This window comes from Fulvivirga ulvae (assembly GCF_021389975.1).
Taxonomy (GTDB): domain Bacteria; phylum Bacteroidota; class Bacteroidia; order Cytophagales; family Cyclobacteriaceae; genus Fulvivirga; species Fulvivirga ulvae.
In genome coordinates, this window is the sequence record NZ_CP089981.1 from 4299677 (window position 1) to 4313278 (window position 13602).

A 13602-nucleotide genomic window follows, 5' to 3' on the forward strand; every position below is an offset into this window, starting at 1 on the left:
TAAGCGCAATACCTATGAGAAACATTATTACCACTTTTATTTTAGGCTTTATAACCATGGCAGTACAGGGGCAGACAGAAATTACAGGACGCGTTACGGACGGCCGTGGAGGACCAGTTATCGGAGCCAATATTTTTATAGTAAATAGTTACGATGGCACGTCTTCTGATGCAAAGGGGGCTTTTAACTTTTCGACATCTGAGCAGGGTAGTCAGCTACTAAGGGTGACCTGTATTGGTTATGAGACCTACGAAACACCCGTTGGGTTATCCGCAGAAAAACTAAACTTAAGCATACCTTTAATCGAGAAGGTTGACAGGTTGGAGGCTGTAGTAATCAGTGCAGGGTCATTTACCGCGGGTGAAGAGAGTAGCCGTGAGGTGCTGAAGCCTCTGGATATTGTAACCACTGCGGGAGCGACTGCCGATGTAGCAGGAGCCTTAAATACATTGCCGGGCACGCAAAAGGTAGGGGAGACAGGCCGGCTTTTTGTGCGTGGCGGAGAAGGTAGTGAAACCAAGACTTTTATTGATGGTATTGAGGTACTTAATCCTTACTCATCATCTGCACCCAATACCCCCGGTCGTGGCAGATTTTCACCGTTTATGTTTAGTGGTACCAGTTTCAGTACGGGAGGCTATTCGGCCGAATATGGTCAGGCACTTTCTTCGGCCTTGGTTCTTAGAAGTAAAGATGTGCCTGATGAAACGAGGACGGATATCTCGCTGATGACTGTTGGCGCCGATGTTTCGCATACCCGTGAAATTAATGCAGGGGCCTTTGCAGGAAAACTACAATACACTAATCTGACACCATACTTTGAGGCTGTTAGCCAACGGATTGATTGGGAGCGTGCTCCTCAATCTATGGAAGGAAATTTTATGTTGAGAAAGGAACTGACTCAAAAGCATGAGCTTAAACTTTATTCTAACTTCAGTTGGTCAGACTTTGTAATTTATCAACCCACGATTTTAGATGAATCCATAAAGGACAAAATAGACCTGACTAATAATTATCAATATATCAACACTTCATTAAAAACTATAGTCAATAATCAATGGAGTGTGCTTTCCGGGATTTCTTATACCAATAGCATTGAAAAGATAAAGCTTAACGGAGAAAAAAATAATGAAAGAGAAGAAGGGGTACACATAAAAACGGTAGTGGCCAATGATGTTTCGGAAAAATTTTCGCTTCTGCTTGGAGGAGAGCACTTTATAAGAAGCTATACCTATGAAAATGCGGCTTTGCCGGATGAAAGACCTGGGTTTGATCTGGACCTTACAGCTTTTTTTGCCGAGGCAGATTTGTATACATCAAACCGTTTTGTAAGCCGGGCAGGTGTAAGAGCGGAGTATAACTGGATGCAGAACAGGTTCTATGCCGTGCCAAGACTTTCGGTGGGCTATAAAACAGGAGAAAACAGCCAGATGTCTGTGGCGTATGGCCAGTTTAACCAAACAGGAAGAAACGATTTGGTGAGGGTTAAAAATAATCTTGAAGACGAAGAGGCAGACCATTACATCATCAATTATCAGAGAGAGGAAAACGGCCGGACTTTCAGGATTGAAGCTTACTATAAAAACTATAATAACCTGATCAAGTTTACTCAAGCCTACAACCCGGAAAGTTATACTAACAGTGGAGAAGGTTATGCAAGGGGCGTGGACGTTTTCTGGAGAGATAATAAAAGTCTCAAAGGAGTCGACTACTGGCTGTCTTATTCTTATCTCGATACTGAAAGGGATTATCGTAATTTCCCATCCTATGCTGTACCTTCCTTTGCATCCGGGCATAACTTTTCGGCAGTTTTCAAATACTTCATCAACTCGTTGAAAACCCAGGTAGGAGGTACCTACAGTTACAGTAGCGGACGGCCTTATAACAATCCTAACCTTGACACATTTAACTCCGAAAAGACTGCTGACTATCACGATCTAAGCCTGAATGCCAGCTATCTGCTAAAGTCGAATATCATCGTCCACGGGTCGGTGACCAATGTTCTGGGGCTTGACAACATCTTCGGATATGAGAGCAGCGACCGACCTGATGAAAACGGTCAGTACGTGCTCAAGGCCGTTAAACAGCCTGCATCCAGATTTATTTTCCTGGGCATGTTTATCACGCTGTCGAAAGACAAATCGGTCAATCAGCTGCCCACGCTATAAATGTATCCAAGTTAACGTAATCAAACCATTATCAATAAATAACAATCATTATGAAAGCTTTAATGTTAATCACTACTATGTTTTTTATCATATATTCGAGCCATGCGGGCCCGTCAAAATATGAAGAGGCCATGCAGGAAAACATCAGCAAACTGTATGCTTCCAGGACGGTCGAAGAATATCAGGAGGTAATCAATAAGTTTGACAGAATAGCAGCTATGGAAACAGATAAGTGGGAACCACTGTATTATGCTGGTTTCGGGTACATTATGATGGCAACCGAATCCAAAGAGGCTACTGTTAAAGATAAGTACCTCGATCTGGCACTGGAGAAAATAACTGCAGGAACGAAACTTCAGCCGCAGGAATCTGAATTAATAGCTCTTGAGGGTTTTGTACACATGATCAGGGTGACTGTAGATCCGGCCACACGCGGAGCTCAATACTCTGGTCTGTCCATGCAGGCTTATGGAAGGGCAGTGGAACTCAACCCGGACAACCCACGTGCTCTATACCTGATGGCACAAATTGAATATGGTACAGCTCAGTTTTTCGGATCTGATACCGGTGAGGCTTGTGCAAAACTGGAGTTGGCTATTGAAAAATTTGATACCTATGTGCCGGATAGCCCGCTGGCCCCTGCATGGGGGAAAGGAGGTGCCATAGCATCGATGGAAAGGTGTAAATAAGTTTACATACAGGAAAGCCTGGGTTTAACTAAAGACCTGGGCTTTCCTGTTCACATTAAATTAAGAGCATTATTTTCGTTTATTTAAATGCAACTTTGTTGCGTTTAATGACATTTCATTTAAATTTACGCCTGTAGCCCTTGGATAATGGACGGAAGTTTACTGATACAAATACGAGAAATGAATTTTGCCAACGAGTATTTGGCCATGCTGAGAAGTTATGAAATTGGGGAGATGTACTTTCTGATGGAAGGGACATGCCCGGAATGCCTGGCTTCTAAATCATAATACCAATGAAGTCTTTAAATCCTTTGATATTAGCATGAGTTCTGAAAAAACTATTTACATTAAAAATACCCTTACAGGAAATAAAGAGCCATTTTTGCCCCTTGTGGCAGGTAAGGTGGGTATGTACGTATGCGGTCCCACTGTCTACGGAGAACCCCATCTGGGCCATGCCAGGTCAACCATCACATTTGATGTTGTTTACCGGTATTTTAGGTTTCTGGGGTATCAGGTGCGCTATGTTCGTAACATTACGGATGTAGGCCACCTGGAAGATGAGCTTAACGAGCAGGGAGAAGATAAAATAGCCAAAAAAGCGCGTCTGGAGCAGCTGGAACCCATGGAAGTGGTACAATATTATACTAATCTCTACCGCGACATGATGGCTAAACTCAACGTGCTGCCTCCTTCCATAGAACCGACAGCCACCGGCCATATTATGGAACAGATTGCCATTGTACAGCAAATTATGAAAAACGGGTTGGCGTATGAAGTTAATGGCTCGGTTTATTTTGATGTAAGAGCTTATGCTGAAAGATACGCCTACGGTGAATTGTCGGGTCGGATATTGGATGAACTAAAGACTGGAAGCCGCACACTTGACGGACAGAAAGAGAAAGAGCATCCCGCTGATTTTGCGTTATGGAAAAGAGCGAATGCTCAGCACCTGATGCAGTGGCAATCTCCCTGGGGAATGGGCTTTCCCGGGTGGCATATAGAATGTACGGCTATGAGCAGTAAATACCTTGGCCTGCCATTTGACATACACGGTGGTGGTATGGATTTAAAATTTCCACATCACGAGGCAGAGGTAGCTCAAAGCTTTGCAGCCTTTGGCTGCCCTCCTGTCAACTACTGGATGCATAACAACATGATGACGCTGGAAGGGCAAAAGATGGCTAAATCCAAAGGGAATTTCATTTCTCTTCACAACTGTTTAGCGGTGAGCATCCACTACTGGAAAAAGCTTACAGTCCTATGTCGGTGAGGTTCCTGATGTTGCAGGCACACTATGGAAGCACTATTGATTTTTCCAACCAGGCTCTGCAATCAGCAGAAACGGCTTGTCTAAAACTGATCAATGGTTTGAAAATAGTTAATGACCTGCCCGATAGATCAGCCGACATAGCTGATGAGGAACTATCTTCTTCAATTATTCAAATTTGTGAGACTTGTTACGTCAAAATGAATGACGATTTCAATACAGCCGAAACCATAGCCTGCCTGTTTGAATTATACGCAATAGTTCAAAAAATAAATAATCCTCTAAAGCCAAAGGCTGTTTCGGAAGAGGCCCTAATAACCCTCAAAAAGACCTATCCGGGTTTTCTCACTGAAGTGCTGGGTATACTACCGGCAGAAGAGAAGAACAACACTATTTTGCCGGAGGTGATGGACATACTTCTGGACATCCGGCAACAGGCCAGAGAAGAAAAGAACTTTGCCCTTTCCGACAGGATTCGAGACAGGTTGGAATCCATTGGACTTCACATACAAGACGGGAACTCAGGTACTAAATACAAAATTGGGCTATGAATAATAATAAACAAAAGCCTGTAACCCTGCTTACCGGGTTTTTAGGAGCAGGCAAAACAACATTACTCAACGCTTACCTTACACATCATCCTGATGTCCGTTTTGCTATCGTGGAAAATGAAATAGGGGAAGAAGGCATTGATGGCGAACTGGTGCTTCAGAGTGCAGACACCCTGGTAGAAATGAACAATGGTTGTATCTGTTGCACGCTCAATGATAATTTTTATGATATCCTTGACGATCTTTCATCAAGGGACTCAACATGGGACGAACTGCTCATAGAGGCTACCGGCATAGCGGACCCTGCAGGCATTGCCCTGCCTTTTTTGTCCAATCCGACCATAGCTCAAAATTTTAAGTTGCAGCGGGTCATTTGCCTGATAGATGTCTCTGTGATTGAGGATCAGCTCCGGGAGACAGAGGAAGCTGTTAAACAGATAGCCTTTAGCGATGTACTCTTGCTTAATAAGACCGACCAGGTGCAGCCGGAATACCTGAATGGTCTGCAGCAAATGCTCGAAAAAATTAACCCTATGGCGCAGGTCTTAAGAGGATGCATTGACAATTATCCTTTAGATGAGATATCTGCATTTGTCAGGGAACAGGATGAAGAAGAGTTGCCTGCTCATGGTCAGGGGCACCATCGCCATCATGAAGATCATCACCCTCATGATCATGATCACCATCATTGGCATAGCGATATCCATGCGATAAGTTTTACTTTTACCGAGCCTTTTGATGCTGATGCCCTTGCCCACAGGCTCAATGTTTTCCTGCTGTTTCAATCCAGTAGTGTATATAGGGCTAAAGGTATTTTTTATGATCCGGAAGAGTCCCGTAAAGTTATTGTACAGTCCGTGGGCAACTCTTTACTGATTAGCCCTGGCAAGGTGTGGAAGGAGGGAGAAGAAAAGGTAAGCCGTATGGTTTTTATTGGTAAAAAATTAATTCCGAAAGGGTTTGAAAAAATGCTCAGACAATGCATCAGGAAAACTTTACACACTCAATAGTAGCAAGCGCTTAGGGTTTCATCAAATTGTTTTTCTTAAGCTTTGCCTTGTCATCCATTGTAAGTAATTCAATTGTGAGGTTAAGAAAATTAACCTATAATTGCAACATTGTTGCGCTGTCTGTTTAAAGTAAATTAATTTTAAATTCATTATAATTTTCAAAATGATACTACGAATAAAAAAAGCATCGAAAGTACCGGAATTCCTCATCATAGCTTCATTCATGTGCCTGCTGGCAGCCTGTACCGGTAAGCAAAAAGAAACCAGTGCAGGTGACCAGCCAGAGGAGCAAGAACAGCAGGAAATAACTCTGACAAAGGTGAGCGGATCACCAGAATATCAGGATGCTTCCCTGAGCATGAACCAACCAGTTGCCGGTGCTGTATCCGGTACAGAAGTACAATTTGAATTTGAGGTGGAAAATTACCAGTTGGGTGAGCAGACAGAGGATGCAGCTACAAAGGGCCTCGCCAATTCCGGTAAGGGACAGCATATACATTTAATCGTTGACAACGGCCCGTATTCAGCCCATTATGAGCCTTCTTTTACTAAAGCCTTTGAGCCCGGCAACCATGTGATCCTGGCTTTTTTGTCGCGTTCTTACCACGAGTCGGTGAAAAATCCGGATGCCTTTGTGGTTCAGCAGGTAACTGTAGGGGAGGATACTACCACCGCAAAGATTGACCTATCAGCTCAGCATATGTTTTACAGCCGTCCCAAAGGTGTTTATGAAGGTGGCGACACAGATAAGCTTCTTCTTGATTTTTATCTGCTAAATACTACACTTTCTCCCGAAGGAAATAAGGTAAGAGCTACTGTTAACGGGAAAGAATTTATGATTGACGAATGGGCACCCTATCAGTTGGAAGGATTGCCATTAGGAGAAGTAACCGTAAAACTTGAACTGCTGGATGGAAATGGACAACTGATTCCAAGCCCGTTTAATCCTGTAGAGCGGACGGTGACCTTGAAAGAGTAACTGTTGCCCCCATGAATTTGGGAACAATCCCCGGGCTTAGGATAAGTATCGGGGCAAAATTTTTAAAGTGGATGTTTTGGTGAAGTTTCAGGCTTCACCACACGTCCACACCTAATTAGAACTAACCTCATTTCACCACGCCAAGATATTCACGCCATACCCCAACTTCATCACGGTACTGAAAGGCCATTACACGGCTCATCTGGTGAATATGGTTGAGGTCATGCACCACCCACGTAGCCAGTAAGTGCTTTAAGGTTACACCACCCAGAGCGGGGTGCCTTCCTTTTTTGTCAAGGTTCTCTGTAACAGGGAGTGAGCTTAATGTCCTGAGGTTTTCATGGCGAAGGTTTTCAAATTCTGTAAGTAATTCTTCGAGAGACTTTCCTTTGCTGCTATTGAACTGGGCAAACCTGTCAAAAGGCTCGAAAGGTTTGTCCTCCCCACTCTCTATGATCAGTCTTACACGGGGAATCCAGTCCGTTTTCTCACCGTGAATCAGGTGCCCTACAATGTCAAATGCACTCCAGGTATCTTCACCTTCGTTTTTGTGTGTCCAGTCAGCAGGCAAATCCTGCAGCCACGCTTTCAGGATAAGGGGAGTTCTGGAAAGTAGTATGGTAGATTGCTTCAGGTTAAATTCCATTGGGTTATGCTATGTTACAGTTCATCATACGGATTCTACAACCGGGTAGTTATTTTTTGATACAGACCTTTGTGACATGCATTTTTACATCATGTTTAACACAAAAATCAAGATGCCATGAACAGATTTATTTTAGTATTTTTAGTTGTTTTTATCAGTGCAGTAAACCTTAAAGCACAGAAGGATGAGCAAAAACTGGCAAATCTAACGGTCAGGATCGAAGGCAAAATTTCATCAACCGGTAAGCTCCAGTTGAAACTGTATGACTCAGAAAGTGAATGGCTGGAGAAAGGAATTAGAACATTATATATAGACCTGGCCAATGATGACAACCGTACATTTCATATTGAAGGTCTTCCGGCAGGCACTTATGCGGTAGCAGTGATCCACGATAAAAACAATAATGGTGAACTGGATATGGGTATGATGGGCCCAACCGAAAAGTATGGTTTTTCAAACAATGCCAAAAATATGTTTGGTCCGGCTCCATATAGTGATGCATCCCTGGAATTAGAAAATGATACTACAATCACAATCAAATTATAAAGATGGAAACGGTTATATACTGCATATTGCTGGTGCATATTCTTGCAGGAGGGGTGGCTTTACTCGCAGCCCCTGTTGCCATGGTGGTAAGTAAAGGAGGGAAAGCCCACCGCAAATGGGGCAAAATTTACTTTTGGTCTATGACAGGGGTTTTTGTTACCGCATTGGTGCTCTCAGTTTTTAAGTGGATTCCCTTTTTGCTGATGATTGCGGTGTTCAGTTATTATTGGGTGGTAAGCGGCTATCGCTGGCTTTATCTGAAAAAGCTGGGATACGGCAAAGCACCAGGCGCACCAGATTGGGTAGCTCTTAGTGTTGCCTTGGTTTTTAACCTCGTATTCACAATTTGGGGTATAATACAGGTCGCAAATGGAAGTCTGGGCTTCTATGCATACCTTGCCATAGGCTTTGGCTTTGGAGGTTTGGTAATAGTCTCCGGTAACTTACGCCGTTTCCTGAACAATAAAGACAAAAATGCATGGTTGTTTGAACATATAGGAAGCATGCTGGGAAGCTATATTGCGGCAGTCACGGCATTTTCATCCCAGGTATTCTCATTTATGCCCGGCCTGTTGCAGTGGATCTGGCCGTCAATTGTGGGCGCCCCTGTGATCGCTTATACCATTTACAAATACAAAAAGAAGATCAACAGGAATCGTAAGATCGAAGATTTGGTAACCGTTAAAAGCTGAGTCTTAAAATATTTTAATAATTTCACCTTCTTATGATTGGCACACTTTCTAAAAAAGACTTTTGGGTTAAACAGGCAAAAAATATTGGCACCATTATTTTGGTAAGTATACCCTTTACCTATATAAGCTGTCCTAACTGCTTCAAAAGCCCTAAATATGTATGGTGGGCACTGGGAATAAATGCACTTTGCTGGATTATTTTATGGAAGGGAAATACGTTCGTTGCGGATTTTACAGACAAACACTACAGCTGGATTAAATACCCTGTAAAAAGGCTTTTGGTCAGTATTTTCGGTCATACGGCCTATACCTGCGTGGCTATTGTTTGCATTTTTTATGTAATGGAGGAATTTTTTGATATTTCAATGGGAAATATATGGACTACCATCACTTATTCAATAGTATTTACTATGCTGATTTCCCTGGTGTTGTATAGTGTTTCTTTTTTAAAGTCGTGGCGGGAGCTGGCAGTGGAGAGCGAACGCATGAAGAAAGAAGTGATAAGCTCTAAATACGAGTCTCTGAAAAACCAGGTCAACCCGCATTTTTTATTTAACAGTCTTAACGCGCTTACCAACCTTGTATATGAGGATCAGGACCAGGCAGCTAAATTTATTAAGAAGTTGTCTGATGTATACCGTTATGTACTGGAATCAAGGGATAAGGACCTGGTACAGCTTGAGATGGAACTGAAGTTTGCCGAGTCTTATCTATTCCTGCAAAAGATCAGGTATGGAGACAGCCTTATGGTAGCAGAGCAAACCATGAAGGCTCAGGGATTTAAAATTCCTCCATTAAGTATTCAGATGTTGCTGGAAAACGCTATAAAACACAACATTATTTCGGATGATGAGCCGCTGCAAATAGAACTATCTCAGGACGATGGTTACTTTTTTGTGATCAATAATCTTCAAAAAAAGAATATTATTAAAAGCGATTCGTCTGAGATGGGACTTGCAAATATTAAGGCAAGGTATTCTTTTTTTACTGAAAAGCCCGTTATAATAGATGATAGCAACCATAAATTTACTGTGGGTTTGCCTTTACTTAAATAACCATGGATATACTTATAATTGAAGACGAGAAGCCTGCAGCAACGCGGCTGGAAAGATTGCTTAAAAGCTATAATGATCAGATCAACGTCCTTGATAAAATAGACTCTGTAAAAAAAGCAATAAAGTGGCTGCAATCAAATCAACCACAACTCATATTTATGGATATTCAACTGGCTGATGGCTTAAGCTTTGAAATATTTGAACATGTCGATATTCAGGCACCTGTTATATTTACTACTGCGTTTGACGAGTATGCCCTGAAGGCATTTAAAGTTAACAGTATCGATTATCTTTTGAAACCTATTGATGAGGATGAACTTGATGCGGCTTTCAAAAAACTGGATCGTCTCGCCGGTAACCATCAGCCAAAAAGTAACACTTTGGACCAGATCAACCAGGCTATGGCTATGCTTACCAATAAATACAAAAGCAGGTTTGTCATCAAGGTAGGTGAGCACATCAAATCAATTGCTGTAAATGATATTCAATATTTCTTCAGCAGAGATAAGGCCTCTTTTTGTTGTGCAGATGAAGGGAAGAATTATCTGCTGGACTACTCTATCGAACAGATTGAAGGTATGTTGGATCCTGAAAAGTTCTACAGGATAAATCGTAAATATTTAGTGTCATTAAAAGCAATTGAAGATATCATCAGCTACTCCAACAGCCGGCTTAGGATTGTACTGAAGCACTGCTCTGATAAAGATGTGGTCGTGAGCCGTGAAAGGGTAAATGACTTCAAAGGCTGGCTGGACCGGTAGCTTACCTCGTATCCGACAATTTGTGCTTCCCCCAGGAATAACTAAATAAATTATCAGCTATATTTGGTTTTTGGGTTTTCTTGACGTTTATGGAAAAAATGGCTTTATCACATTGTATTAACTGCTCCGCGGAAGTAAATGCTACCTATTGCTGTCATTGCGGTCAAAAAGTAGATGTTAACCGGCTAAAGTGGAAGGTGCTACTTTCCGAATTAAACCAAAGGGTTTTAGGGCTTGATAACAGGTTTGCACGGACAATAAAGGATTTAACCGTGAGGCCGGGAAAGGTGGTCAGGTCTTTTATCGACGGCAATCGTGTTAAGTACATCAATCCTGTAGGTTACCTGTTTATTCTGAGTACAGTTTATGTGCTGTTCATATCTATCCTTAATATAGATATGGTAGAGTTTACAAAGGATATTGGAGGTATGTTTCAGAACGAAAAATCTCAGGAGATTGAAGCTGAAGGTTTTCAAAGGATGTTAATGGGAAATATGAAGATAATGTCATTTACTCTGATCCCCTTTTTTGCTATGGCTGCATACGTTGTTTTTAGGAAAAAAGGATATAATCTTCTGGAAACATCCGTTTTGGTTTTTTATACCCATGCACATCCGTTAGTACTATCTTTTATAGCACTTTTTGTGTACAAGTTTTCAGGAGTGTCAGGTAATAACTACATCTTTCCCGTTACAATTTTATATTTTGCTTTTGCCTGCTCCGGTTTTTATCAGGGCAATAAGGTGTTAAATTTTACAAAGGGACTATTGAGTTACCTGTTGGGGTTTTTATTCTTTGGCTTTGTCATATTTATCTTTGTCATTTTATTAGCAGCAATAGATATGGAATCCTTTGAATCCTTATTCCCAAGGAAACATTAACTTAAGTTACAGGTCATCGTGCAACTGTTTCAGACGTTGTAGCTCTTTGCCATACATGGCTTTAGTAATGAAATGTGTTAATACAAGAACCAAAATGCCAATTCCAGAAGCTACCACTAAAACATAGAGTGGGTCATTGAGTGAGTAATAACCTGTTTTGTAAAAATTTGTATTGGCCTCATAAAGTACAAACAAACTTACAGCAACAAGTGGAGTCAATACTTTGTAAAGCAATAAATAGAGAGATACCTTTTTTGTAATTCTGGAAATGGCTTCTTTAATGCTATTTTTATTAAGGTTGATTTTATTGAAAGTCAAATACTTTATTCGGTAATGCAGCCCCAGGAGAATAGCTACCAGCAGAAGTTCCCCGCTGATTATATACCTGCTTTTAAGCCCCAGGATGAAAGTTATTGTCATCAGCCCGGCTGTTGCCAGGACCATTAAAACAGCATCAGTTAGCATTGAGCGGTTAATGCCCTGAAGTGATCGTCTGGTTTTGATCTCAAAGATGCTGTCAAGTTCCTTTCTGTTATAATGAACCGGGGCTGTGTTTTTCCAGGTCTCTTTTAGTTCGTCTAGTTCCATTATCTTGTTACCAGTATTTCTTTTAATTTCTTCTTTATTCTGTTGAGTCTTACACCTACATTAGTTTCCGTTAAACCCATAATATCAGCAATCTCTTTGTATGGTTTTTCGTCAAGGTAGAGTATCACGAGGGCTTTATCCGTTTCCGATAGTGTCTCTATAGCCATGCGGAGGTTTTCGTAGCGGTAAGGGTCCTGGTTTTCATAGTACTCGTAAGCGGTGCTGTCAATTCCCTCACTGATAATCCTCTGTTTCTTTTTGCGTCTGGATATAGCGGTGTATAAAGCCACCCGGTACATCCAGGTAGTAAGCTTTGAGTCTCCCTTAAACCTGGGGTATGCCTGCCACAGTTGCAGAAGAACCTCCTGAAAAAGATCCTCATGATCATCCTTATTATCGGTATACATTCTACATACCTTATGTACAATGTTTTGATGCTGATCTATCTGATCCAAAAACTCTTTTTCTTCAGGCTTCACCTTAATTACAACTATTCCTAATTTTATAGTGTCATAAAAGAACTATTTCTTACAAAAAAGTGCTAAATTATTCCACGGCTAAGGGAGCACCACTTAGCACGAATTTTGAAGTAAAAATTTTTATGATAAATTTGCATGTTAAATATACGCTTGTGAGCCGGTTCCAACAAATACTCTTTTTATCCCTCCTTAGTACATTAATGCTCAACGTCAGTGCAGTGATGGCTCAGTATGATGAAGCAGGGGCCACCAGCCGGATGTTTTATTATAGCGGACATTTAGGGAGCAGCGAAAAAGTAGAATTTAACCTGCAGATCAACGGCCCTACAGTTTCAGGTTCATATATTATAGAGCGAACAGGTGGTTTGTTCACATTTAGTGGGAGAATGGCGTCTGATAAAAGTGGTATCGGGCTTATTATTTTTGACGAAGAAAATCAGTTTATAGCAACTATTGAAGCGAAGCTTATCTCCGAGGATAATAATTTCGCCAAAGAGATCAAGGGCAGGTGGAAGTCTTCTGATGGGAAAAGGCAGGTTAACCTGAACTTAAAGAAAGTTGCTGAACTGGCCAGCCTCGATGCACACGATGTATCAGAATCATATGGATTCTCTTCCCAGAAAGACCTGAGCCAGCTTATAGCAGGATTCGAACCCCTTGATGAATATCCTGAGGCGTTGGCTGAAGATGTAAGTATCGACATATCTCAATGCAATTCATCCGTAAGCGGAGTATCAGCCGGTAGAAAATGCTTTCTGAAAGAAATAATTAACACGCCTGAAATCCGGATGCTGGGTAGAGATTGATCTACGGCTTTGGGTAAAAGTATACTGATATTTCCGGTCAATTCTTTATTGTTCCCCCGGACTAGTACTAAAAATATCAAACTTTCTGTTTATTTAAAGTGCCTGATTTATGTCAGCGCAAATTTTAAATGTTTGAACATTTAAAAAATTTATAAAAAAAAGTCAGATTTTTTGTAACAAATTTGCAACTTGTGCAGTCTAATCATTAAAAGCAACCCAAACCGAATCATGCTCAACCGACATCTCGATAAATTCTTATTGATGACTATGTTATCAGCAGTATTGCTATCCGGCCTTTGTTGGGGAAAAATACTTTTCGGGCACAGTGGCAATGAGCCTATACTTGTAGAAAGTGCGGTGTCTGAGGAAGTACGTACCGTTAAGCAGATCAGAAGCAATGCCACTATGCTATCCGGTGCATTGGTCGTACTTTCCCGTTTTGTTCATATTGCCACCAATGAAGAAGATTAGCTAATTCCCG

At 41.5% G+C, this 13602-nt stretch carries 17 protein-coding genes; 14 read left to right on the plus strand and 3 right to left on the minus strand.

Translation table 11 applies throughout. The annotated features are described in order from the left end of the window. The first annotated feature begins 14 nt into the window (after positions 1-14). From LVD17_RS18360 to LVD17_RS18385, 7 genes are all read left to right on the plus strand, one after another. Positions 15-2168, plus strand: coding sequence for a TonB-dependent receptor (locus LVD17_RS18360; RefSeq protein ID WP_233760468.1), 2154 nt, complete (start codon positions 15-17; stop codon positions 2166-2168). Between the two features lie 50 nt (positions 2169-2218). Next, on the plus strand, positions 2219-2857 hold the full coding sequence (locus tag LVD17_RS18365) for a tetratricopeptide repeat protein (protein ID WP_233760469.1): 639 nt from the start codon (positions 2219-2221) through the stop codon (positions 2855-2857). Positions 2858-3004: 147 nt separating this feature from the next. Beyond that, the gene (locus LVD17_RS18370) at positions 3005-3145 is read left to right on the plus strand and encodes a hypothetical protein (protein ID WP_233760470.1); all 141 of its coding nucleotides are present in this window, start codon (positions 3005-3007) and stop codon (positions 3143-3145) included. 34 nt (positions 3146-3179) lie between these two features. Continuing rightward, complete coding sequence (gene cysS, locus LVD17_RS28595) at positions 3180-4130, plus strand: cysteine--tRNA ligase (protein ID WP_306415952.1); 951 nt, start codon at positions 3180-3182, stop codon at positions 4128-4130. Continuing rightward, positions 4121-4678 carry a DALR domain-containing protein gene (locus LVD17_RS28600; RefSeq protein ID WP_306415953.1) on the plus strand — a complete coding sequence of 186 codons (558 nt, stop codon included), beginning with the start codon at positions 4121-4123 and terminating at the stop codon, positions 4676-4678. Before cysS ends, LVD17_RS28600 begins: the two co-directional genes overlap by 10 nt. Then, positions 4675-5688 carry a CobW family GTP-binding protein gene (locus LVD17_RS18380; protein WP_233760471.1) on the plus strand — a complete coding sequence of 338 codons (1014 nt, stop codon included), beginning with the start codon at positions 4675-4677 and terminating at the stop codon, positions 5686-5688. The genes LVD17_RS28600 and LVD17_RS18380 overlap by 4 nt, the downstream gene beginning before the upstream one ends. A gap of 163 nt (positions 5689-5851) precedes the next feature. Then, positions 5852-6667: a hypothetical protein gene (locus LVD17_RS18385; protein WP_233760472.1), complete on the plus strand. Its 816-nt coding sequence runs from the start codon at positions 5852-5854 to the stop codon at positions 6665-6667. Positions 6668-6794: 127 nt separating this feature from the next. On the opposite strand, the gene LVD17_RS18390 is transcribed toward LVD17_RS18385, so the two are convergent. Further along, positions 6795-7313, minus strand: a complete 519-nt coding sequence (locus LVD17_RS18390) for a DinB family protein (protein ID WP_233760473.1) — start codon at positions 7311-7313, stop codon at positions 6795-6797. A 117-nt stretch (positions 7314-7430) separates the two neighbouring features. On the opposite strand from LVD17_RS18390, the gene LVD17_RS18395 reads away from it, so the two are divergent. The 5 genes from LVD17_RS18395 to LVD17_RS18415 all read left to right on the plus strand — a co-directional run bounded on the left by LVD17_RS18395 (position 7431) and on the right by LVD17_RS18415 (position 11248). Next, positions 7431-7859 carry a DUF2141 domain-containing protein gene (locus LVD17_RS18395; protein WP_233760474.1) on the plus strand — a complete coding sequence of 143 codons (429 nt, stop codon included), beginning with the start codon at positions 7431-7433 and terminating at the stop codon, positions 7857-7859. Between the two features lie 2 nt (positions 7860-7861). Next, positions 7862-8551, plus strand: coding sequence for a DUF2306 domain-containing protein (locus LVD17_RS18400; RefSeq protein ID WP_233760475.1), 690 nt, complete (start codon positions 7862-7864; stop codon positions 8549-8551). A gap of 32 nt (positions 8552-8583) precedes the next feature. Then, complete coding sequence (locus LVD17_RS18405) at positions 8584-9606, plus strand: sensor histidine kinase (protein WP_233760476.1); 1023 nt, start codon at positions 8584-8586, stop codon at positions 9604-9606. 2 nt (positions 9607-9608) lie between these two features. Then, complete coding sequence (locus LVD17_RS18410; RefSeq protein WP_233760477.1) at positions 9609-10367, plus strand: LytR/AlgR family response regulator transcription factor; 759 nt, start codon at positions 9609-9611, stop codon at positions 10365-10367. 98 nt (positions 10368-10465) lie between these two features. Continuing rightward, positions 10466-11248 carry a DUF3667 domain-containing protein gene (locus LVD17_RS18415; protein ID WP_233760478.1) on the plus strand — a complete coding sequence of 261 codons (783 nt, stop codon included), beginning with the start codon at positions 10466-10468 and terminating at the stop codon, positions 11246-11248. A 6-nt stretch (positions 11249-11254) separates the two neighbouring features. Here LVD17_RS18415 and LVD17_RS18420 read toward each other — a convergent pair whose 3' ends face one another. Together LVD17_RS18420 and LVD17_RS18425 are read right to left on the minus strand one after the other, a co-directional pair. Beyond that, a complete protein-coding gene (locus LVD17_RS18420; RefSeq protein WP_233760479.1) occupies positions 11255-11836 on the minus strand; it encodes a hypothetical protein in 582 nt (193 codons plus the stop codon). Continuing rightward, positions 11836-12315 carry an RNA polymerase sigma factor gene (locus tag LVD17_RS18425; protein WP_233760480.1) on the minus strand — a complete coding sequence of 160 codons (480 nt, stop codon included), beginning with the start codon at positions 12313-12315 and terminating at the stop codon, positions 11836-11838. Before LVD17_RS18425 ends, LVD17_RS18420 begins: the two co-directional genes overlap by 1 nt. Positions 12316-12437: 122 nt before the next feature. On the opposite strand from LVD17_RS18425, the gene LVD17_RS18430 reads away from it, so the two are divergent. Together LVD17_RS18430 and LVD17_RS18435 are read left to right on the plus strand one after the other, a co-directional pair. Next, a complete protein-coding gene (locus LVD17_RS18430; RefSeq protein WP_233760481.1) occupies positions 12438-13121 on the plus strand; it encodes a hypothetical protein in 684 nt (227 codons plus the stop codon). A 228-nt stretch (positions 13122-13349) separates the two neighbouring features. Beyond that, positions 13350-13592 carry a hypothetical protein gene (locus LVD17_RS18435; protein ID WP_233760482.1) on the plus strand — a complete coding sequence of 81 codons (243 nt, stop codon included), beginning with the start codon at positions 13350-13352 and terminating at the stop codon, positions 13590-13592. Positions 13593-13602 lie beyond the last annotated feature (10 nt).

Excerpts from the sequence above, each read along its gene's own strand:
- LVD17_RS18395 (WP_233760474.1), top strand. The coding sequence starts at position 7,431 with ATGAACAGATTTATTTTAGTATTTTTAGTTGTTTTTATCAGTGCAGTA.
- cysS (WP_306415952.1), top strand. The coding sequence starts at position 3,180 with ATGAGTTCTGAAAAAACTATTTACATTAAAAATACCCTTACAGGAAAT.
- LVD17_RS28600 (WP_306415953.1), top strand. The coding sequence starts at position 4,121 with ATGTCGGTGAGGTTCCTGATGTTGCAGGCACACTATGGAAGCACTATT.
- LVD17_RS18370 (WP_233760470.1), top strand. The coding sequence starts at position 3,005 with ATGGACGGAAGTTTACTGATACAAATACGAGAAATGAATTTTGCCAAC.
- LVD17_RS18385 (WP_233760472.1), top strand. The coding sequence starts at position 5,852 with ATGATACTACGAATAAAAAAAGCATCGAAAGTACCGGAATTCCTCATC.
- LVD17_RS18380 (WP_233760471.1), top strand. The coding sequence starts at position 4,675 with ATGAATAATAATAAACAAAAGCCTGTAACCCTGCTTACCGGGTTTTTA.
- LVD17_RS18415 (WP_233760478.1), top strand. The coding sequence starts at position 10,466 with ATGGCTTTATCACATTGTATTAACTGCTCCGCGGAAGTAAATGCTACC.
- LVD17_RS18400 (WP_233760475.1), top strand. The coding sequence starts at position 7,862 with ATGGAAACGGTTATATACTGCATATTGCTGGTGCATATTCTTGCAGGA.
- LVD17_RS18435 (WP_233760482.1), top strand. The coding sequence starts at position 13,350 with ATGCTCAACCGACATCTCGATAAATTCTTATTGATGACTATGTTATCA.
- LVD17_RS18365 (WP_233760469.1), top strand. The coding sequence starts at position 2,219 with ATGAAAGCTTTAATGTTAATCACTACTATGTTTTTTATCATATATTCG.
- LVD17_RS18420 (WP_233760479.1), bottom strand. The coding sequence starts at position 11,836 with ATGGAACTAGACGAACTAAAAGAGACCTGGAAAAACACAGCCCCGGTT.
- LVD17_RS18390 (WP_233760473.1), bottom strand. The coding sequence starts at position 7,313 with ATGGAATTTAACCTGAAGCAATCTACCATACTACTTTCCAGAACTCCC.
- LVD17_RS18405 (WP_233760476.1), top strand. The coding sequence starts at position 8,584 with ATGATTGGCACACTTTCTAAAAAAGACTTTTGGGTTAAACAGGCAAAA.
- LVD17_RS18360 (WP_233760468.1), top strand. The coding sequence starts at position 15 with ATGAGAAACATTATTACCACTTTTATTTTAGGCTTTATAACCATGGCA.
- LVD17_RS18430 (WP_233760481.1), top strand. The coding sequence starts at position 12,438 with ATGATAAATTTGCATGTTAAATATACGCTTGTGAGCCGGTTCCAACAA.
- LVD17_RS18410 (WP_233760477.1), top strand. The coding sequence starts at position 9,609 with ATGGATATACTTATAATTGAAGACGAGAAGCCTGCAGCAACGCGGCTG.